18 protein-coding genes are annotated in these 21,385 nt (G+C 46.0%); 6 read left to right on the top strand and 12 right to left on the bottom strand.

Annotation, left to right across the window (positions count from 1 at the left end; translation table 11 throughout):
* Positions 1-42: 42 nt before the first annotated feature.
* From SIB80_RS00480 to SIB80_RS00470, 3 genes are all read left to right on the top strand, one after another.
* Positions 43-951, top strand: coding sequence for a hypothetical protein (locus SIB80_RS00480; RefSeq protein WP_063419362.1), 909 nt, complete (start codon positions 43-45; stop codon positions 949-951).
* Between the two features lie 241 nt (positions 952-1,192).
* Positions 1,193-1,894 (top strand): tetratricopeptide repeat protein, encoded by a 702-nt coding sequence (locus tag SIB80_RS00475; RefSeq protein WP_063434979.1) that lies wholly within the window; start codon positions 1,193-1,195, stop codon positions 1,892-1,894.
* On the top strand, positions 1,891-2,490 hold the full coding sequence (locus SIB80_RS00470) for a 2OG-Fe(II) oxygenase (RefSeq protein WP_063419364.1): 600 nt from the start codon (positions 1,891-1,893) through the stop codon (positions 2,488-2,490). Before SIB80_RS00475 ends, SIB80_RS00470 begins: the two co-directional genes overlap by 4 nt.
* A 46-nt stretch (positions 2,491-2,536) precedes the next feature.
* Here the strand turns inward: SIB80_RS00470 and SIB80_RS00465 are convergent, their stop codons facing one another.
* The 5 genes from SIB80_RS00465 to SIB80_RS00445 form a co-directional block, all read right to left on the bottom strand.
* Positions 2,537-4,426: a hypothetical protein gene (locus SIB80_RS00465; protein ID WP_063419365.1), complete on the bottom strand. Its 1,890-nt coding sequence runs from the start codon at positions 4,424-4,426 to the stop codon at positions 2,537-2,539.
* Positions 4,427-4,600: 174 nt separating this feature from the next.
* A complete protein-coding gene (locus SIB80_RS00460; protein ID WP_063419366.1) occupies positions 4,601-6,607 on the bottom strand; it encodes a beta strand repeat-containing protein in 2,007 nt (668 codons plus the stop codon).
* Positions 6,608-6,886: 279 nt separating this feature from the next.
* On the bottom strand, positions 6,887-7,102 hold the full coding sequence (locus tag SIB80_RS00455; protein WP_236065984.1) for a hypothetical protein: 216 nt from the start codon (positions 7,100-7,102) through the stop codon (positions 6,887-6,889).
* 256 nt (positions 7,103-7,358) lie between these two features.
* A complete protein-coding gene (locus tag SIB80_RS00450; protein WP_063419368.1) occupies positions 7,359-8,957 on the bottom strand; it encodes a beta strand repeat-containing protein in 1,599 nt (532 codons plus the stop codon).
* Positions 8,958-9,052: 95 nt separating this feature from the next.
* Complete coding sequence (locus tag SIB80_RS00445) at positions 9,053-10,360, bottom strand: beta strand repeat-containing protein (RefSeq protein ID WP_236065985.1); 1,308 nt, start codon at positions 10,358-10,360, stop codon at positions 9,053-9,055.
* 641 nt (positions 10,361-11,001) lie between these two features.
* Between SIB80_RS00445 and SIB80_RS00440 the strand changes: the two genes are divergently transcribed.
* On the top strand, positions 11,002-12,693 hold the full coding sequence (locus tag SIB80_RS00440; protein WP_169189885.1) for a glycosyltransferase family 4 protein: 1,692 nt from the start codon (positions 11,002-11,004) through the stop codon (positions 12,691-12,693).
* Between the two features lie 15 nt (positions 12,694-12,708).
* On the opposite strand, the gene SIB80_RS00435 is transcribed toward SIB80_RS00440, so the two are convergent.
* From SIB80_RS00435 to SIB80_RS00420, 4 genes are read right to left on the bottom strand one after another with little or no spacing between them, the layout of a single operon-like run.
* Positions 12,709-14,103: an ABC transporter ATP-binding protein gene (locus SIB80_RS00435; RefSeq protein WP_063419370.1), complete on the bottom strand. Its 1,395-nt coding sequence runs from the start codon at positions 14,101-14,103 to the stop codon at positions 12,709-12,711.
* A 28-nt stretch (positions 14,104-14,131) separates the two neighbouring features.
* On the bottom strand, positions 14,132-14,953 hold the full coding sequence (locus SIB80_RS00430; RefSeq protein WP_063419371.1) for an ABC transporter permease: 822 nt from the start codon (positions 14,951-14,953) through the stop codon (positions 14,132-14,134).
* The gene (cysE, locus tag SIB80_RS00425) at positions 14,950-15,708 is read right to left on the bottom strand and encodes a serine O-acetyltransferase (RefSeq protein ID WP_063419372.1); all 759 of its coding nucleotides are present in this window, start codon (positions 15,706-15,708) and stop codon (positions 14,950-14,952) included. Before cysE ends, SIB80_RS00430 begins: the two co-directional genes overlap by 4 nt.
* 19 nt (positions 15,709-15,727) lie before the next feature.
* On the bottom strand, positions 15,728-16,717 hold the full coding sequence (locus SIB80_RS00420; protein ID WP_063419373.1) for a GntR family transcriptional regulator: 990 nt from the start codon (positions 16,715-16,717) through the stop codon (positions 15,728-15,730).
* Between the two features lie 50 nt (positions 16,718-16,767).
* Between SIB80_RS00420 and SIB80_RS00415 the strand changes: the two genes are divergently transcribed.
* Positions 16,768-16,929 carry a hypothetical protein gene (locus SIB80_RS00415; protein WP_169189883.1) on the top strand — a complete coding sequence of 54 codons (162 nt, stop codon included), beginning with the start codon at positions 16,768-16,770 and terminating at the stop codon, positions 16,927-16,929.
* A gap of 227 nt (positions 16,930-17,156) precedes the next feature.
* Here SIB80_RS00415 and infC read toward each other — a convergent pair whose 3' ends face one another.
* From infC to SIB80_RS00400, 3 genes are all read right to left on the bottom strand, one after another.
* Entirely contained in the window at positions 17,157-17,816 is a 660-nt protein-coding gene (gene infC / locus SIB80_RS00410) for a translation initiation factor IF-3 (RefSeq protein ID WP_063419375.1), read from the bottom strand.
* Between the two features lie 60 nt (positions 17,817-17,876).
* On the bottom strand, positions 17,877-18,809 hold the full coding sequence (gene miaA / locus SIB80_RS00405) for a tRNA (adenosine(37)-N6)-dimethylallyltransferase MiaA (protein ID WP_063419376.1): 933 nt from the start codon (positions 18,807-18,809) through the stop codon (positions 17,877-17,879).
* A 986-nt stretch (positions 18,810-19,795) separates the two neighbouring features.
* A complete protein-coding gene (locus tag SIB80_RS00400) occupies positions 19,796-20,140 on the bottom strand; it encodes a hypothetical protein (RefSeq protein ID WP_063419377.1) in 345 nt (114 codons plus the stop codon).
* 39 nt (positions 20,141-20,179) lie between these two features.
* Here SIB80_RS00400 and SIB80_RS00395 point away from each other — a divergent pair, with 39 nt between their 5' ends.
* Positions 20,180-21,385, top strand: coding sequence for a class I SAM-dependent methyltransferase (locus tag SIB80_RS00395; RefSeq protein WP_063419378.1), 1,206 nt, complete (start codon positions 20,180-20,182; stop codon positions 21,383-21,385).

Raw genomic sequence — 21,385 nt, 5'->3', positions numbered from 1 at the left:
AGGACTCGAAGGGTAATTATGGTGCCAAAACTTATTTGAACGATGTCGTCCCCTTTTCGCTTGCGTGTGGTGATCCCTCATTTTTTCCGAGATGGAGCTAGCGACAGTAGCGGTGGCTATGGTTCTGGGCGACATGGCAACCGTCTCCCACGAAGCTTGGCCTTAGCTAGATGCTTGGGCAATGTTTTGTCTCTGAATCGTGCACCACAAGATTGGATCTTAAATATTGCTGAACGCAAGATGGAAATGACTCCAGTGTCAAATCTGCGGGGTTTGCCTGGTGTCGTTATTGATCTTCATCTTTTTGTATGTGGCGATGATTGGCTACAGGATGTTGTGGAGTTGTTTGCACCACGGCTGCAACTGCATCGTATGGAGTTGAGCGATCCTCGTCAGCTGCCACTTGAGGCAGTACGTCAACTGCTGGATATGTCAGATCCTGGATATTTATCATTGTATCTAGAAGATGATCTGGTCATTCAGGATCAGAATTATGTTGACAAACTGGAATGGTTCTATCAACGCACCGAGAACCGTTTTGTATTGATGCCACATCGCAGAGAACCAACTGTGGCTAATGCACCGCAGCAGCTGTATGTCGATGGACCCATCAAGGATGAAAGCCAGATTGAGCCGTTGTGGGCAAGCGATGAAGCAGTCGTTGGGAGTGGTCACTTTTGGGACGGACAAGAAGTTGAATTTGTGAAACCATTCAATCCTCATTCGGGTAGTTTTTGTATTAGTGCTGATCAGGCTTCAATATTGCGATCTGCACCTTGGCCACCGCCAACTTTTGTTGGACCGTTGGAAACAGCAGCAACTGGAACAGTTTTGATGAAATTTCCAGTACTCAAGCCGGCTTGGAGACATCGAAATTTCTTAACTCTTGAGCACGGTAATCCTTCGTTTTTGTCTTGTTTTAACCAGTTTCCTAGAAGGGATTGTTTATAATCTTAGAAATGATTTTCAGTCTTTGTCTCATTTTGGTATTCATAGCTTTCAGTGAGTAGATAAGTATAAGCCGCTAATCTTTGCTCAAGCTAAATGAGCCTGCAAGCACTTTGAGGTATTTAGAGGTAAGATTTGGATTCTGAAAGTAGGTGAATTTTTTGATTTATGTAATCAAAAAATTAATAAAAGCCCTTGACAAGCATATCGCCCTAATGTATAATATTTTATTAATACTAACCCTGTGACAGGATTTGGGGCTGATAAAGGGTCAAGTAGGGAAAAATCTACTAGTGATCGAGATAAGCTGTTTGGAAAGGCAGTACAGTTACATCTTTCTGGTAATTTACAGGCAGCAGAATTATCGTATAAACGAGTCTTAGAAGAATTTCCAAATGATTCAGGAGCCTTGACTAACCTAGGGACAATTTATAAGCAAAGTGGACAGTATGAAATTGCTATAAACGCATATAAACAGGCTATAGAATCATTACCAGGTATGCCTGACCCATATATTAATTTATCTAATTTATATCAATTGCTTGGGCGACTACATGAAGCGCTTGAATTTATCCAAGTAGCGGTAAGCCTGGATAACAATAATGCAGCTGCAGAACTCAATTATGGAATAATTTTAAAAGATTTGTGCAACCTTGATGCTGCTGAGACACATTTCAAAAAGGCACTTGCACTGGAACCTGATTTCAAAGAAGCGAATTGCCATTTTGGATTGCTTCTGACTCAACAAAATAGATTACAAGAGGCACGACTAAGTCTGGAAAAAGCATTAACGATTGATAGTTCTTATCATCTGGCAAAGTCTGGCTTGGGAAAAGTATTGCTCGCTCTTGGCTATCATTCTAGAGCAATGCAACTGATCAGGGAATCTGACGGTGCGTTGCGATTTATAATTGGCAAAGGTATTGAATTTTATCCGAAGCAATGAAGAGAATTGCCTTAGAGCATGCTAAGCAGAATCCATCTTTCATGGGAGCATGGATGTTGCCAGATCCTTCTATATGTGAAGAACTAGTGTCTTACTTTGAGCAGCGTCCAGGTCAGCAGAGACCTGGTACCTCAGGTTTGGGTAAAAACAACACCGAAGTGAAAGATAGTATGGATATGTCAATCTCACCAGCCGTGATTGCTGAATCAGGAAATGAGGTTCTCCAAAAATACTTTCAACAATTATTTCATTGTTATAATGATTACTCTGATCAATGGCCATTTTTAAAGGAAGCATTTCCAAGTGTAGAAATAGGCTCATTTAATCTTCAAAAATACAAGCCTGGTCAACACTTTAAAAATCTTCATACGGAAAGGACTAGCATCCACACATTGCATAGATTGTTTGCATTTATGACTTATTTAAACACAATAGACGATGGCGGAAGTACGCATTTTCATTATTATGATTTAGATATTCAGCCCAAAAAAGGTTTGACGCTTATTTGGCCTGCAGAATGGACGCATCTTCACAGAGGAAATCCAGTAATAAATGGTATAAAATACATCATCACTGGTTGGATGAATATTCATTAGTATTAAAAAATTCTCACAGAAAAAAATTTAAGCTTATGTATATCAATCACAAAATACTTTCTATGGATGTAGCAAAATCAGCAACAAATTTTTCTGAATTGCACAAGTCAGAAATCTTTAGTTGATCTCTAAGAGTATGGCGAACCCTTGCCCTTTTTTCTTGATCTGAGGATAAGTGTAATGCAATATTGGCAAATTGTTGGTTGTTTTGTGCGACCCATTCGGGAAAGCCGACATGTTTTAAAATGCTACTACAAACGCGTTGATGTATTGCGGGCCCTTCAAGTGTAATGACTGGTACTCCCATCCATAATGAGTCAATTGTTGTCGTGCCACCAGTGACAGGATAGGTATCTAGACAGATATCTATTTCATTGTAGCAATCAAGATAATGTCGCTTAGCCAGTCTATTATTATAGAAATAAATTCTTGAAGCATCTATATCATGCTTTGCGAATTCATTGATTATGTTTTGACGGAGAATATAGCTTTGAAATTCTACACGAATAAATAAAAATTTAGATCCTTCTACTTGTTTCATCACTGTTGCCCATCTTTTGATTGTGGCCTGAGTGTATTTGTATGTATTATTTAATGAACCGAAAGTAATGTATCCTCTTTTGGTCTCAGGCAATTCTGATGTTATTGGTATATCATCAAGCTCTGTAAAGCATATGGAGCTGCCTTCCGTAATTAATGGCTTTTCAATGATTAGTTCTGGGCGAGTTGGTTGTAAGTATTTGTCTAAAAACAAATAATCCATTTGCTCGAGACCACATGTGCCTGGAAATCCAAGCCAACTGACTTGAATTGGTGCGGCTTTCCAGGCAAATGTAGATGTCCGGGATCCATTAGTGAATCCTGTTAAATCAAATAGCACATTGATCTTATCGTCGCGAATGACTTGTGATAGCTGTTGAGGAGAGAGATTTTCAACATCTCTAATGGTTGATGCAGAATCTTCAAATCTTTGACGCCATACATCCATACGCTTATAGGTACTATATCCATAAAGTTCAAATCTGGTTTTGTCTATCTTTTTGAAAAGTGGCCATATAAACCTTGCAACCGAATGATCCCGGAAATCTGCACTTATAAAGCCAATTCTTATCCTGTCTTTAAATGATATCGGAGCAGAGCTCATATCATTTAAATTGTATAAACAAACTTTTTTTGATTGTGAATCACCCCATCTTTTTATTGTATCTCTCAATTGGAGGCACTCTTCTATTGACTCGCAATAAACTAATAAGTTAAGAAAAGATGTATAGCCCCATTCTGGAGGTAAAGCATTTATGAGAGATATTGGATCTATTTTGCATAGATTGGTAAAATCACACACCCTTCTCATGTGAGTAATGTGATCAAGCCACAGTGTAAGAATAGATTCATTATTAATGGCACGGCTTGAATGTGCGAAAGCAAGATCTATTTGCGCCCGAAGATGATACTCGTTGGCTATATTACTATTGGCAAGAGGATTATTTGGATCTGATTTTAGCACTTCTTTGAATGTTGATATCGCTTCGCCATTTTTACCGAGATCGCTTAAAATTGTTCCATAAGTATTCTTGCCTGAAATACAATCTGGTTCAATTTCTTGATAGCGCTTAATGAAGTATTCTGCTGCATTGAAATTTTGCATACGTCTCATTAGAACAGCAAAGTTTCTCATGCCCTGGGAATGATCAGGAGCTATCCCAAGAAGCCTACAGTGCAGTTCGAGAGCCAAGTTATTGTTATTGACTTTACCTGCCTCTGCCCCTTTATTGAATAAATCATAAATTCTCGAATTAGTCGGTTTTCTCTCTTTCCTTTCGATCATTCCATAAGTAGAAATTGCATCCGACCACTCCTCGCGTTTGACATGATTTTGTGCTTTAATCTTTAATGCTTTCAGTGAAAGGCTTTGATCGCTGGATTGCTTTTTTTTCATTTGCGTTTGCCAATTTTGCGATGAAAATAGCAATAAATAAGCAAAGGGTGGGAATTGTTTATTATTTGATTTTTATTAATCATAGCCTGATTAAGACCAATAAGCTAAGTATATATTGATTGATAAAAACCCCTCCTCGAAGAGAAGGGGTTTGATGGTAATGAGAAGAGGTAATTAAACCACGTCGCCTGCAACCATAGCAGCTCCGGCACCGATTAAAATTATGCTAGATGTACCGGTATTTGCAACGTTTCTCATGTCGGTAGCAGTGCTAACCATGAAGAGCATATCGGCACCACCACCATTAACAGTAAAGTTAGTGCGACCAGCGTTCGCAATGCCTCTAATTAAATAGTTGCCAGCACCTGCTGTTGCGATGTTTCCACCACCCGCTAACACAGTGGCTCCACCGGCATCAGCATCAAGGTCATCAGCCGTACCTGCGAAGTCATTGATGACATCAACACCGTTGCCGAAAGTGATGAGGGAGTTAGCATTTGTAAGAGCAGCACCAGTTAAGTTGTTAAAGGTAACAGTAGCGATTGTGGAATCACCATTGTTTTGTGTGATTATGTCGTTTCCTGCACCAACTGTAAGAGTATCGTTTCCTAGACCACCATCTAGGCTATCTGTTCCAGCACCACCACCACCTGTGATGCCGTCAACGCCGGCACCTCCTGCCAAGCTGTATCCATTAGCTCCTGTTTCTGCTGCAACGGTAATGATATTAGTCTGGCCAGCAGTTGTATCAGCAGAAAGATCTACTGTGTTCACTCCTGCTTCGAAAGCATTGTTGTTCAGTGAGATACTGATGATTTGATTGGTTGCTTCTCCTGCGTTAATCTGTTCTATATTTGTAAATCGTGTCGCGAATGAATCAGCAGCAGCGATAGTAAAAGTAGCAAGTCCGTTGTTTTTAATCTCAATCGAATCTGTTGTGCCTGCCCCGCCATCGAGATTATCTTCCACCGCGTTGGCAACAAATAGATCGGCAGTTGCTTCGTAAGTGAATTCATCAATCCCTGCACCAGAGCTAATTGAATCAATGCCACTCCCTCCTTGAAGGGAATCAACTCCAGCCGATCCTAAAATCGTGTAGTTATTCGCTGCACCAGTTTCTGCGGAAGCATCAACCAGATTGCTTGCTGTATTATCTGTATCTGCCGAAAAATCTACAAAGCGCAGTCCAGCTTCGTAAGCATTGTTGTTGAGTGTGACACTCATTCGTGTGTCAGTTGCAGTATAAGCGCTGATTCTTTCAATGCCTGTATTCCTTGTCGCCCAGCTATCTGCAGCTGCAATGGTGAATACTGCAGCACCGTTGTTGTTGATCGCAACCGAGTCTGTACCAGTAGCACCATCCAGGACGTCAACTAAGGCATTTCCGTTAAACAGATCGGCTGTAGCAACATAAGCGAAACTATCATCTCCGACTCCACCATTTAGCTGGTCAGGCCCAGCGTTGCCTTGGATGGAATCATTGCCAGTTCCGCCATTGATTGTGTCTGAATTGGTACTGCCAGAGACTGTATCTGCATCATCACCACCTGCAAGCAAAAGGCTCGCTGTTGAATTGGCAGCAGTAATGGTGTCAGTGCCTGCGCCGCCATTGGTCGTTGAATTGGTGTAGGCCCGATCTGCGCTTGCATTGATTGCAATTGTTATCGCATCATTTCCTAGATCTCCATGAACTAAGGAATTGGTTACTGATGCGTTCCCAATTGAGATGGTGTCATTATCAGCACCACCTCGGAGCTCAGAGCCAGAAAGAGAAGTGGCGAGAGTGATTGTATCGGCTTGTTTGTTGCCATTAATGATTGAATCAGTAGCTGAACCAATGAAGATCGAGTCAGTTCCTTGACCGCCTTGCAGGGTAGTCGTATTGAGAGTGCCTAGATCAGCAGCAGAGCCAAATGTATCTGTATCCTTGTTGCCGTTGAGAAAACTTGTAGTTAAGGTTCCGCCGCCAAAACTAACGACGTCATTGCCTTGCCCACCTTTAATGGTGTGAGTTGTACGTTCTACAGCTCCCTGCAGAGTAATGGTGTCATTAGCTTGTTGAGAGCCAACAAAAACATTGGAGGCTGCACCTGCAGAAAGAGTTAGTGCATCAATTCCACTGGTGCCAACGTAAGAAGTCGTGTCGGCAGAAGAAGTGCCTGGAATTGTCGAGAATGCCATTTTGCTGGACTGAAGAATTTTATTCTATATTAGCCTAATTCGTTTTTACAAGCTTCTGTCAAGGTCTCTTCTGTCATTGTCACTAGCGCCTTCATGTTTTCGTACCTAATGTTATTTGGTGACATGAGCGAGCGAAATTTTAAGAATAGACTCATTATTAATGGCACGGCTTGAATGTCTGAAATCAAGATCTTTTTGCGCCTGAAGATGCCACTCGTTGGCTATAATACTATTGGCAAGAGGATTATTTGGATCTGATTTTAGCACCTCTTTGAATGTTTATATCGCTTGGCCATTTTTACCGAGATCGCTTAAAATTGTTCCATAAGTATTCTTACCTGAAATACAATCTGGTTCAATTTCTTGATAGCGCTTAATGAAGTATTCTGCTGCATTGAAATTTTGCATACGTCTCATTAGAGCAGCAAAGTTATTGTTATTGACTTTACCTGTCTCTTCCCTTTCGATCATTCCATAAGTAGAAATTCCATCCAAAACTCCTCGCGTTTGACATGATTTTGTGCATTAATCTTTAATGCTTTCAGTGAAAGGCTTTGATCGCTGGATTGTTTTTTCATTTGCGTTTGCGAATTTTGCGATGAAATAGCAATAAATAAGCAAAGGGTGGGAATTGTTTATTATTTGATTTTTATTAATCATAGCCTGATTAAGACCAATAAGCTAAGTATATATTGATTGATAAAAACCCCTCCTCGAAGAGAAGGGGTTTGATGGTAATGAGAAGAGGTAATTAAACGATGTCGCCTACAACCATAGCAGCTCCGGCACCGACTAAAATTATGCTAGATGTACCTGTATTTGCAACGTTTGACATGTCGGTAGCAGTGCTAGACACGAAGAGCATATCGGCTCCACCACCATTAACAGTAAAGTTAGTGCGACCACCGTTCGCAATGCCTCTAATTAAATAGTTGCCTGCAACAGCTGTTGCAACGTTTCCACCACCCGCTAACACAGTGCCTCCAGCGGTATCAAAATCAAGGTCGTCAGCCGTACCTGCGAAGTCATTGATGACATCAACACCGTTGGCGAAAGTGATGACGGAGTTAGCATTTGTAAGAGTAGCTCCACCACCTAAGTTGGTAAAGGTAGCAGTAGCAATTGTGGAATCACCAGCCTCTTGTGTGATTATGTCGTTTCCTGCACCAACTGTAAGAGTATCGTTTCCTAGACCACCATCTAGGCTATCTGTTCCAGCAGCACCACCACCTGTGATGCCGTCAACGCCGGCACCTCCTGCCAAGCTGTATCCATTAGCTCCTGTTTCTGCTGCAACGGTAATGATATTATTCCCTGCCACAGTTGTATCAGCAGAAAGATCTACTGTTCTCAGTCCTGCTTCGAAAGCATTGTTGTTGAGTGTGACACTGATTATTTGATTGCTTGCAGTATAAGCGTTGATTCTTTCAATGCCTGTATTCCTTGTCGCCCAGCTATCTGCAGCTGCAATGGTGAATGTTGCAGCACCGTTGTTGTTGATCGCAATCGAGTCTGTACCAGTAGCACCATCCAGGACGTCAACTAAGGCATTTCCGTTAAACAGATCGGCTGTAGCAACATAAGCGAAACTATCATCTCCGACTCCACCACTTAGCTGGTCAGGCCCAGCGTTGCCTTGGATGGAATCATTGCCAGTTCCGCCATTGATTGTGTCTGAATTGGTACTGCCAGAGACTGTATCTGCATCATCACCACCTGCAAGCAAAAGGCTCGCTGTTGAATTGGCAGCAGTAATGGTGTCAGTGCCTGCGCCGCCATTGGTCGTTGAATTGGTGTAGACCCGATCTGCGCTTGCATTGATTGCAATTGTTATCGCATCATTTCCTAGATCTCCATGAACTAAGGAATTGGTTACTGATGCGTTCCCAATTGAGATGGTGTCATTATCAGCACCACCTCGGAGCTCAGAGCCAGAAAGAGAAGTGGCGAGAGTGATTGTATCGGCTTGTTTGTTGCCATTAATGATTGAATCAGTAGCTGAACCAATGAAGATCGAGTCAGTTCCTTGACCGCCTTGCAGGGTAGTCGTACTGAGAGTGCCTAGATCAGCAGCAGAGCCAAATGCATCTGTATCCTTGTTGCCGTTGAGAAAACTTGTAGTTAAGGTTCCGCCGCCAAAACTAACGACGTCATTGCCTTGCCCACCTTTAATGGTATGAGTTGTACGTTCTACAGCTCCCTGCAGAGTAATGGTGTCATTAGCTTGTTGAGAGCCAACAAAAACATTGGAGGCTGCACCTGCAGAAAGAGTTAGTGAATCAATTCCACTGGTGCCTACGTAAGAAGTTGCGTCGCTAGCAGAAGCACCTGGAACAGTAGTAAATGCCATGATTTGAGTGAAGGAATGGAGGCAGTTTTTAAACTAGAAAAAAAGCGCCTCCATTCAAAGAAGACGCTTATGGTATTGCTAAGAGTAGCTAAACATCAAACAATGAATGTTGTGATGTTACCACCAGCAGTCCCATCCCAACCATCGAAAACTATCGCAGTAGTTCCATTGTTGGCAAGAACATTTAGGCTGCCTCCAGCAATTTGGAGGAACAGGGTGTCAAGACCGGTGGTGTCAACGTTAAAGGTGTTTGTGAGGGTTGCCCAGTCACCTTGGATGACGTAGTTACCAGCTGCCAGGTTGGTGATGTTGGTAGCACCAGCATTGATCTCTGTTGCCCCATTAATACCGGTGGCAATACGTGTTCCGTTAGCAAAGGTACCAATTGCACCTGAGATCACATCAACACCATTACCGAAGACGATGACGGAGTTGTCATCAGTCAAGGTACCACCACCAGAGTTGGTCCAACCAACGGTTGCAGCAGTTGAGTCGCCAGCGGCCTGGACGTATCTCTCTCCAACCACACCACTGGTCATCAGGTCATTACCAGTACCACCAGTAATGGTGTCAGTACCGCCAGCGTTAGTGGTGCTGTCGTTGCCTGCATCGCCTGTAACGGTATCAGCAGCAGTGCCGCTTGCGATGGTATCGCCGTCAGCACCACCAACGAGAGTCGCGGCCTGAGTGAAGGCGGTGAAGTTGATGTTGTCAACACCTGCTCCACCATCTGCACGAGTGCCAGTTGCGGCAGTCATTGCTGCGTTGCCGTTCAGGATATCGTTGCCGGCACCACCATTCATGGTTAGCCGGGTCAGGGTAGAGGCAGCTGTGAGCTGAACGGTGTCATTGCCGTCACCACCATCAAACAAAACGTCTGTGTGAGTACCAGCTGCAACTGTGACGATGTCGTTGTCTAAATCACCAAATACAGAGCCTGAATTGGAAGCGTTAACGGTAATTAGATCGGCACCTTGGCCACCGCGAACGGTTCCGGCGTTCGTAATGTTTCCTGCAGTGATTGTGTCAACGTTTTTGTTGCCGTTGACCAAGCTTGCACTTACTTGAGCCGTCACAACGTTGTCGTTGCCCTGACCGCCCTGAATTGTTGCGGTGAAAAGGTTTGCGGCAGCACCTGCAACACCAATAGTGTCGTTGTTGCTGTTGCCGTTTAAGTGAGAGTCGGTTAGAGAAGATCCAGCACCGAAAGAGATGGTGTCTGTACCCTGGCCACCCCTCACGCTGCCGGAGTTGTAAGCAGTGTTGATGCCAATGGTATCAGCAGCTTGCTGGCCGCCGGTGAACTTGCCCGTGACGGATGTAGCGGTTACAGGAGAATCGATACTGATGACGTCGATTCCAGAGGTGCCCACATAGGACGACCCTTCGGTAGTGAATGCCAAGGTCTTGGTTGAGTGAAGATAGTTTCCGTAGGAGGTTACTGCGCCAAGTAGGTGCATGGCAACCACATGTTCATTATATGACTTGCAAATCGTTGGTAGAACTGGTCTCGGACGATTTGATTACTGTCTCCCGGCGAAATCTCCTGCCCCGCAGTCGGCCTGAGGTGCTGTCGTCAGCGTTTTTTGGCAAAATTCTTTGCCCGAATTAGCTCGAGGATTGCTCAAGGGTGAGCATTTGGGTTAGGGAATGCTGATCCCGTTCAAATTATCCAGGCCCATAAATTGCATGTCATCAATAAGAACATGGGTTTTTTGCGTGGTTTCGCTTTGCTCCTTTAGCCTTTGACGCCTAGGGCTGTGCGGCTTTGACTGCGGAAAAATGGATTTACTTAATCTTTGATCTTGATTTGTGGGCTGTCGTTATGCCTTCGTTCTGATATTTGATGGGAAAGTGAATACTGTTTTCAGGATGTTGCAGTGATCTTGAGTCTTTGCATGTTTTCTTCTCGGCCGCCCAAGCATTGGCTAGTATAATTATATCTATTATTGGATTACAGCTTGCTTTGGTAAATTTGCAAAATTTTAAGACTGATCCAGTCCATGCTTAAATTATCTATGCCGTAGGGAATTGGCTTATGCACATGACATTGCCTTTGAAGAAATCTATTGCTTTATTTCACCCTCAGGGTAACTTCTCCAGGCCTAATAATTTTTTTGGAAAGGATGTTGCGAATTTGGGTTTGTTTAAGGCTTTGATCCGTTACGGTGATTTTAAGGAAGTGTCTTTGTTGAACCAAATTGGTTTGTCTAGAGAGAATGCTGATGCTGAATTATTGGAATTGACTAGTCGAATTGAATTGAATTGTGTACCCACTTTTGACACTTTGGCTCCTTCTCGTTGTGGCACATTGTTGAGAGGGCAGCCCTATCTTTCGGAGTTGGCATGGATGCGATGCAATGCACATCTCGACAATGCTTACAGCTTGGTTGGATTGATTCACACAATTGCACCGCCTTTTATTCGTGAGCTGATAGGCGCAGCAGCTGTCGCGCCAACTTACCAATGGGACGCATTGATATGTACTTCTCCAGCTGTTAAGCATTCCATGGAAATAATGTTTGATAGCTTTGCAGCTCACATGGCGAATCGTTTTGGTGCGGTGCGTAATCCTCGGCCGCAATTGCCACTTATTCCCTTGGCTGTTGACACTGAGGCCATGGGGCATAAGCGAACTGATCTTGAGTCAAGGGCTGAATTCCGAAAACGTTTTAGCATCGATAGTGATGATATTGTTGTTCTTTGGGTGGGTCGACTCTCGTATTTTGAGAAGGCATTTCCCCAAAGCATGATCGAGGCTGTTCAGCTTGCCTCTAAGAATTGCAAATCCCGCCTTCATTTTTTGATGGCTGGTTGGTTCCCAGGTGGAGATGATGACCTTCGCTTGTATAAGCAAGCCGCAGACCTTTTGGCACCTGAACTTAATTTAATTGCCTTGAATGGTAATGATTCAAGCCTTGTTGATAAGTGTTGGGCAGCAGCAGATATTTTTATATCTCTTGTCGATAATATCCAGGAGACTTTTGGCATTACACCTGTTGAAGCGATGGCGGCAGGTTTGCCAGTTGTCGTTAGTGATTGGGATGGTTACAGATATACTGTGCGTGATCAAGTTGATGGAATCTTGATTCCGACTCTTGCTAGTGCTGGGGGAGATCTCGGATATCTTTTGTCTATGCTTCATAGTCTCGAGGTTGAGACCTATCAGACTTACGTTGGCGCTGTCGCTCAACATACTGCAGTGCATGTTCAGAAGGCTGCTGCTGCTATTGCACAGCTTGCTAGTAATTCGCAGCAGCGAATTACTATGGGAGAAGCTGGTCGTAGGCGAGCGCTTGATATGTTCTCTTGGCCAGTAGTGGTCGATCTCTATAAGCAATTATTTGATGAGCTTGCGCAGCGTCGTTTGACTGTTGAACCAAGCTTTGCCTCGAATGCCCCTCGTCTAAACCCTTTGCGAGGAGAGCCCTTTCGTGATTTTACGCACTTTGCTACTCATGTTATTGAGCCAAGTTTGAGGCTTCGCCTTTCCCAGGGGTCCAAAGCTTCCAACCTAGAGGCCTGTCTCTTAGTGCAATTGAATACTTTTTATCCAGGTCTTCGTGGCTCGCCGGAAGATGCGATGAAACTCCTTTTTGCTTTGGAAGAATCAGGACCACAGGGATTGCTCGTTGATGAGCTTCTTGAAAATATCTCTTCGCAAAGGAAGCCTTATCTTGAAAATACTTTGGTATGGATGGCGAAGCTTGGTCTCATTGATTGGCTACCGTCCTAGATTTGACCCCTTTTTTTAAGGCGTTTCGGCTTCAATTAAATTAATTATTTTTGGATTCCCTTTTGCGAGAGCACAATTGCCAATCCTATGCATTGGCTCGCCTTCGAGTATCCTTAGTGCTCTGAAGTCTATTGCCCTATGTATGAATTCACGTTCTCCGCTTCGGTAACTCAATAGGCCCCCACTGATGAAATAGAGGCCGGGCCATAGGCCCCCGTTAAAGTGGAACTGTGTAATCCACCTACTACCTGCTTGAAATGTTGTAACTGCTTCACTGCGATTGGTTAGTCCGGCTTGCTTGGGATGGCATTGCCCGCTTAGGCGTTGTCCATTGACGCTTGCAATGTTGCATGCCATTGCTACATTCTCTAGGTCTATTTCTGCTAAATATTCAAAGTTGATCTTGAAGCTCTTGCCAAATGCTATGTTATTAACTTGACTTGTTTTGTTAGTTAGTGCTTCTTCTAGGGTTATCCATGCATCTACAATTGATCCACCTTTAGGTGTATAGGTTTCAGGCGACTTAGGTTTGAGCATGTGATCCATCCATGCCTTTTGGGGTTTTGCTCCCTGGTCTGAGCTGCATTCAGGGATATGTTGATTATTTAAATCTTTGGTTGAATTGATGTCGGAGAAGTATCGATCCCAGGCTTTGTCACTCTCATTCATTAGCCGTTGGTAAGTCGTTGTGACCTTGGCCGGGCTCTCGATCATGCGCAGACGTCCACTATGCAGCAGTAATGCCTGGTCGCAGTGCTGAATAATTTGTGGGCAGCTATGCGTTACAAGAAGAACAGCAGTACCTTTTTCTTTGAGTCGTTCCAGGTGGGAATAGCATTTTTTTTGAAATAGCTCATCGCCCACTGCTAAGGCCTCATCAACCACAAGTACATCTGGATTGATGTGGGCTTGCACCGCAAATGCCAGTCGAAGAGCCATACCGCTTGAGTATGTCTTGACTGGTTGGTGAATAAATTCACCGATATCAGCAAAGCTCAGAATTGCATCGAGTTGCTTCTCAACTTCTGCGTGACTTAAGCCCAGTAAAGCGGCATTTAGGTATACATTATCTAAGCCGCTAAATTCAGGATTGAAGCCACTTCCTAGTTCAAGAAGTGCTCCTATCCTTCCACTTGCGTTTACACTGCCTTTGGTGGGCCGCAGGGTGCCGCAAAGTAGTTGTAGAAGTGTACTTTTGCCTGAGCCGTTGCGTCCCACTACTCCGAGTGTTTGGCCCCTGGCCAGCTCAAAACTCACATTATTTAGAGCCCAGAACTCCCTATAACGTAATTTTGATCTTCCGAATCGATCACGACCCCAGATTGCTTGGATTAGGCGATCCCGTGGATGGTCATAGATGTGATAGCACTTACTCAGACCGTCAGCTCTAATAGCGATTCTGTCGTTCATCGGTGGATATGAGTCGATGGAGTTTGATTCAGAGCACATCTGCAAATCCTCGACGTGCTTTTTGGAAGCCGCGATAGGCAATTTCACAAGTGATTATGCTCAGCAGACTGGCTGCCAAGACATAGGAGAAGGAGGGTTGTAGGCCATTGACGGCAACACGTCTTGTCTGCTCAATAATAATAACTAGTGGATTTAGGCGAAGTAGTGGTTGCCATCGTTCCGGCAATGCACTCAGAGGATAAAATACGGCACTGAGAAACATCAGAAGATTGGTTATTACCCCTACTACCTGTGTAAGGTCTCGCAGGTATATACCCAGCGCCGACAAAGTCCAGCCCAGTGTTAAGCATCCACCCGCTAACGGTATCCAGATCACTGGTATCCAGGCAATTGTAAGGGGAATTTGCCCTTGGCTGATTAGTTCAAATACAATCAATACCATCAAGCTTGTCAGGCCGTGAAATAGTGCTGCGATAAGCGTTACGGCCGGAAGTATTTCCAATGGAAAGATTACTTTTGTCACCAGATTGGATTTGCTAAGAATCAGTGCAGGGGACGCATTCGTGGTTTCTGAAAATACATTGAATACAATTAATCCAGCGAATAGATTTATGGCGAACAACCATGGTCCACTTGATTCCAGGTCCCCCCAGCGGGCTTTGAACACTTGTGAGAATACAAATGTGTATACACCTAGCATTAATAACGGTGTTATTAAGGACCATCCCCAGCCCAGCACTGATCCTCTATAGCGACCCTCCACCTCTCGCCGACTAAGTTTCCACAACAGTTCACGCTGTTCCCATAGTGCACTAGGCCATCGCAGGAGTCGTGAAACGCTGATGCTCATTTGCGTTCAGGATTAGGTTCCATACTTTCTCCGAGAAATTCCAGGATTTCTCGATCTTTCAGGCTCTGAGCTTTTCCTTCATCAGCCATTGTCACGTTCTGGTCCTCCGACAACGTTGTTATCAGAGTCTGCATAGAGCTCAACTTGGTTTCCAACGCATCAATTCGTTCCATCAGATTGCGAATTACCTTGGCTTCTGCATCGGGTAAGGCGGAATGGGCCAAAGGGTTTATTCGTGCACCGCTCTGATGAATTACTCGCCCTGGGATGCCAACAACCGTGCAATCAGCGGCTACGTTGTGTACTACTACTGAACCTGCACCAATCCTAGTATTCGCGCCTACCTGAATCGCTCCAAGGACTTTGGCGCCGGCGCCCACAACAACATTATGAGCAAGAGTTGGGTGACGCTTGCCACTTTCCTTGCCTGTTCCTCCTAGCGTTACTCCCTGATACAGCAGGCATTGATTACCGATCTCGGCTGTTTCGCCGATGACCACGCCCATGCCGTGGTCAATGAATACTCCATGACCGATACGTGCTCCTGGATGAATTTCGATGCCAGTGAGGCTGCGGGTGAACTGGCTTAGCAGTCGAGGGAGCAGTGGCAAGCCTGAGCGCCAGAGCTTGTGGCTGATTCGATGAAGCATGAGGGCCTGAAAGCCCGGATAACACAGCAATATTTCCAGCAATCCGCGAGCAGCGGGATCGCGTTCCTTGACGATTGCCAGGTCTGCCCGAATGGTTGTCAGCATTGACACAGACTAGAAATGTTCAGGTTGCCAACAGGCCAATTTCCTTGCGCAATTGACCAATCGTGTCGGTGCTGAGATAGCTTTCGGCGCAGTGTATCTGTGGCATTCGAATTAGTTGCGAACGGTTCTGGCGAAGACTTTGCTCGACAAGGGGCAGGCTGGGGCTGTCGCAGAGCACGTGGCTGGCTGCTCGTAGTAGGGCTAGTAGGCGGCTGCCTACATCCGGTGTCGCTGTCATGAGCAGGAGTTCATTGCCGCGCATGCTGTGCAGTATCACTTCGGCAGCTCGTAGGATCCCTGGGCTGATGCTTACCAGCCCCACGCAGCTGCCGGGTCGCAACTCCTTAAGCATGGCGAGCTCTTGGCGGAAGTCATTGAGGTCTACTGCGACGGCCCGAACTCCGTGGCGTTTAGCTAGCTCTTCCAGCGGTTGCAGGAAATAGCGACTGGTTACCACAGTGCCGTTGCTTGAGCTTTCAAGAATGCTTTCCAGCTCCTCCATTGGTACCACTTCAACTGGAACATCAAGGTGGGGCTCCAGCTCTTCTGCAATCAGCATGGAGGCGCCAATATCCTCTCTCGGAGTGCTTACCAACACTCTCGCCCCGCAGCGAAGGCGCCAGTCAATTTCGCGGGTTAAGAGTTCTCGAGTCTGCTGGAGAGTACAACCAGAATTGAGCAGACCATCAACGCACTTGCGCACTTCCTGGTCAAGGTCAGGGGTGCCTCGATTGCGAATATGGGGAGGGGTTTTGATTTCGCGCGGCTTTTGCTGGTCGCGCACGTAGATACCTGAACCAGCCATGGCTTCGACGACCCCATCTGTTTCCAGCTGTCGATAAACCTTGCTGATCGTGTTGCGATGAAGGCCCGTTTGCATGGCTAACTGGCGAGTGCTGGGCAGTCTGTGGCCAGGTGGGTAATGACGTGCGGCGATTGCGAAACAAATTTGGTTGTAAAGCTGGGCCGAAGCAGGAATGTCGCTTTCCTGTTGAATATGGAATCGCACGCCGGTAGGCCAGGTTGCAATGCGGCCACCTTAAAGAGCAGGAGGCCTTCATGACAATCGCGCGCGTGTCCTGTGATGCTGTGACAGTTCACTGTGGCCTTGGCATGGCTCTGCTTGACCTTGGTTTGTTGTTGAGCTCATTTAAAGAATTCGCATATAGGCCCGCCTTGCTGCTGCTCTCAGGTCGAATGTTTTGCCTGGCTGCAGACTGAGTGTAAATATCCAATATCTCTTTCGTCCGGACGACTCTTTGCCTGGCGAGGTGTGTAGGCGGGCTATCCAGGTTTCTGCTGGAAAGAGCAGGTTTTTGAAAAGTGATTGTGCTATTGGGAATTCAGATGGGTAGACCCATCTGAATTGATGCATCCAAATACACTTAGTTACTCAGGCTGCTGCTCTTAAGGGCTAGTAGGTGGTTGAGTCCTCTGAAGTTAGGGATTTATTGATCCTTGTTGAGCTTTGTTTTGGCAGCAGCAGTAGATCGAGGTGGGGCTGTGATGGTGCGAACCGCACGCGAAGGAATTTGATTTTCCTTATCTATTTTGATCAGCGGTGTTTTGCGCGGTGTAAGGAACATGATCATGTTCCGACCTTCACGCTTAGGAGCTTGCTGAATTTCGGCCTGTTCTTCCAGGTCTTTTGCCATGCGTCGTAGCAGCGTCTCAGCAAGGGCTGTGTGCTGAATTTCACGACCCCGGAAGATAACGGTGCACTTGACTTTGTCACCAGCTTTGAGGAATCGCAAGGCTTGGCCGATGCGCACGTTGTAGTCGTGCTGATCGATTTTGTAGCGCATTTTGACTTCTTTGACTTCGGTCTGATGCGATTTCTTTTTAGCTTCCTTGGCTTTTTTCTCTTGCTCAAACTTGAATTTGCCGTAATCCATGATTCGGCAAACTGGTGGATCAGCTTTCTCGCTGACAAGGACCAGATCGAGTTCTCGATCTTTTGCTACATCAAGGGCTTCTTCCCTGTTGATCACCCCGAGCTGAGTTCCGTCTGCGTCAACGACCCGCAACTTGGGATAATTGATGCGGTCATTAATGTTGGGGAGCTCCCTGACGGGGGCACGACGATCAAAACGAGGACGTGGTGGCATTCAGTGAGATAAGGGAATAGAGCAGACGAAACAAGGAGTTCAAAGCAATTGTCTGCTCTCTCACTCTAGACCTGCTTGGATCAGAGAGAGCGCTTCGCTCAGTGGTTCCTCACCGTTTAGCCAATGGGGGGCATGTTGACGACGAAACCAGGTGCGCTGACGTTTGGCGAATTGCCTTGTGCGAAGCGTCGTCAGCGCGATGGCCTGCTTTAGGTTGAGCTGCCCTTGCAGCATGTGTAGAGCTTCTCTATAGCCAATGGTTTGCAGTAGAGGTAGATCGGCGCTGTAGTAAGAACAAAGCCTTTCAGTTTCTTCAATCAGGCCATTGGCATAAAGCTGGGCGGTACGGAGCTCGATGCGTTCGTTTAGGTCAGCAGGATCGAGACCTAGTTCCAGTACACGCCAATTTGGAGGGATAGATTCTTGTTGAGCACTAATTGGTCGGCCAGTGGCGTAGAGCACTTCGAGAGCCCGCTGCGTGCGCATGGAATCGGCCGGTGCAATCCGTTTTGCAGCTGTTGGGTCTGCTTGGCGTAGCAGCGGGTGACAGATGGCCTGGCCGAGATGTTGGAGTTGTTGGCGTAATCCTGGTTGAGGTGCAACACCGGGTGGCCTTAGGCCTTTTATGAGCGATTTCAAATAGAGGCCGCTCCCTCCTACGAGCAAAGCCATCCTCGACTGGGCGATCGATTGAGTCACGGCCGCCATCGCAATGCTCTGGAATTCCTTTAAAGTGATCGGTTGATCTGGAGCACGCAGGTCTAGCAGCTGATGCGCTACCTGCCTTTGTTGATCTGGTGTGGGCTTAGCAGTGCCCACACTCATATCGCGATATAGCTGGCGCGAGTCAACATTAAGGACATCAAGCTTCAGATGCCTGGCCAGGGAGATGCCTAGGGCCGTTTTGCCACTGGCAGTAGGGCCGAGCACGACGACTACAAGAGGTAGGTCAGCAGGTCTCTCCAATTGGTTAGATTCGCTTTCGTCGGCCATGGGTATAGATGGGTGCTCTCGTGAGGGATGTCGTAGTCGTATTAGAGGTTTTTTCAAGTGGCTCTGATGCACGAGCGTTCTATTTAGATTTAATTAGGTCATAACTTAAGTATTGATTGATCTTTTGGGGGATGCTCGCTGCGAGTTAAACGCTCGATGTTGTGCATTGATAGGAGCCAAGAAGAATCGTTTCTACCAGCTCAGGCCTATTAAATATTTTTTTATCAAAAACTCTTGTCTAGTTGGTGGCTCAACGACTTTGAGGTTCATTCCTTTTGGTATTGGAATTAGTGAAGGCTTGCATGCTGAATAGGTCTGCCACCAGTGGTCATCAAAGATGATCCATTCTTCAGGGCTTAGCTTTGGTAGAGTTTTTGTGATGCAGCTTCTTCTGGGTCCAGACGTCACGCATCAATGTATGCAATCTCATCGTTTTTGGGAAGTCGTTTTGGGAAGCCATAGAGGTATGTGATGATGATTGCAAAGAATTGGCCTGCAAATCGCTTGGCTACAGTCTAATACCTTTTTGGTTTTTTATGGCCCTTGGTGTGACTATACTTGTCGCCTTTTCTTGTCAAAAGAGATCATAAAGCTAATGCTTCTTCCCTATTTTTTTGAAGACAATTTTTTCAGTTGCTTGTTTTACTGATCTGCCTTTTTGGTAGCCGACCTCTATGTGCTCGCCTGCAGTATTTTGATAGTTTTCTGCAAAGTAAAGCAGGACGCAAGTATTTCATCGGCAGCTGTTTGGATGTTGATGGATTCTTTGCCGTTAAGCATCTGAAGGGAGGACTCTTTACTCAATAAAGAAACATTCATGCAACATCTTGTTGGATTGTCTGCATCAAACATTGGCATTGCGTTCGTACTTTCTTGTAGAGACTTAAAAGCCTTGCGAAATTTTTGGACATCTTGAAAATTGAAATGCAGCCCAGAAAAACTTTTCGATCGTCAATATGATTGCGTTGCTTGTTGCTCGTTTACCTTTATTGACCGTTTGCACGTATGTCTGCGGGGATGTTGTCTGGGAAGGGCGCTGGCTCCTCGTCGGGTTTGTCAACGGGGGTGGTGGGAATTTGATCGGACGCAGAGCCAAAGATGCCAACTGCGTCAGCAGGCTGGGAGGAGATTGGAGGTGGAAGCAGCGGCTTGAGTTGGCTTATTAGTTGTTGTTGTGCGGCTTGAAACAGCGCTTTTTGATTCTCAATACGACCTAGCTCATTTTGGGATTCTTTTAGCAGCAGCATGATTTTCTGCCCTTCAGTGGAGAGCTTGTTGCTGTCGTAGTTCGCTCCATTTAAATTGAAGACTTGGCTTGGTTCCGTAACCATCCTGAAGACCTTGGAAGCACTTCACCATATTCTGCGTCGATGACTGTCTCTTGTCGGCACTGCGGCTCGTCGCTTAAGCGCCATGTGATCGATCTGGGTCATCAGCCTCCGAGTAATGCCTATCTCACGGTTGATCAGCTTGAGAAGCCCGAGCTCACATACCCCCTGAAGGTCTTCGTGTGTGAGAACTGCTGGTTGGTGCAATTGCCAGCCCACGCTGCGGCCGATGAGCTCTTCAAGGCTAATTACGCCTATTTTTCCAGTACATCGACAAGTTGGTGCGACCACGCGGAGCGTTTTGTGCGGTCAGCGGTGAAGCGCTTGGGGTTGGATCAGAACAGCCATGTGGTTGAGCTGGCTTCCAATGATGGCTATCTGCTCCAGTACGTCAAAAAATGGGGGATTTCATGTTTAGGGATTGAGCCAACCAAGGCGACGGCCGAGGCGGCTCGTCTGAAGGGGATCCCCACACTGGAGCGTTTTTTTGGGCTTGATCTGGCCCATGAGCTCCAACCGGCTGATCTCGTTGTGGCGAACAATGTTTTGGCTCATGTGCCCGATATCAATGATTTCCTCGCTGGCATTGCCTGCCTGTTAAAAACTGATGGCCAGGCTTCGATCGAGTGTCCACACCTTTTGCGCTTGCTGAAAGGCAATCAGTTCGACACCATCTATCACGAGCACTACAGCTACTTGAGTCTGCAGGTGGTGGATCGGATGGCGGCCAAGGTTGGTCTCAAGGTTGTTGATGTGGAGGAGCTGCCGACTCACGGGGGCAGTTTGCGGATTTGGTTGGTGCCTGAGGCGAACAATGCAATGGCTAGTGGAGCGGTTGAGTCCGTATTGGCTGCCGAGCAAGCCGCTGGTTTAGAAACCTTGGCGGCCTGGAGCAATTTTCAGCACCGTGCCGCAATGGCGAAAAACCAGTTGCTGAGATTTCTTATTGATCAGCAGGAATCTCAAACAGTTGTTTTTGGCTATGGAGCGGCTGCAAAGGGCAACACTTTGCTCAATTACGCCGGCGTTGGTTCTGATCTTTTGCCAGCTGTTGCCGATCGAGCCACGAGCAAGCAGGGAAAGTTTTTACCTGGAAGTCACATTCCCGTGATCAGTCCGGAGGAGTTGGCTGCGTGTATTCCTAAGTCGCTGTTGGTATTGCCCTGGAATCTCATTCATGAGGTTTCGGCACAATGGAAAGGCTGTCAGCTCGTTACAGCGATTCCGCAGTTGACCCTTTTCGGCTGA

The sequence above is a fragment of the Prochlorococcus sp. MIT 1327 genome, from assembly GCF_047304785.1.
GTDB lineage: Bacteria > Cyanobacteriota > Cyanobacteriia > PCC-6307 > Cyanobiaceae > Prochlorococcus > Prochlorococcus marinus_D.
This window is presented reverse-complemented; position numbering and strand designations above follow the sequence as displayed.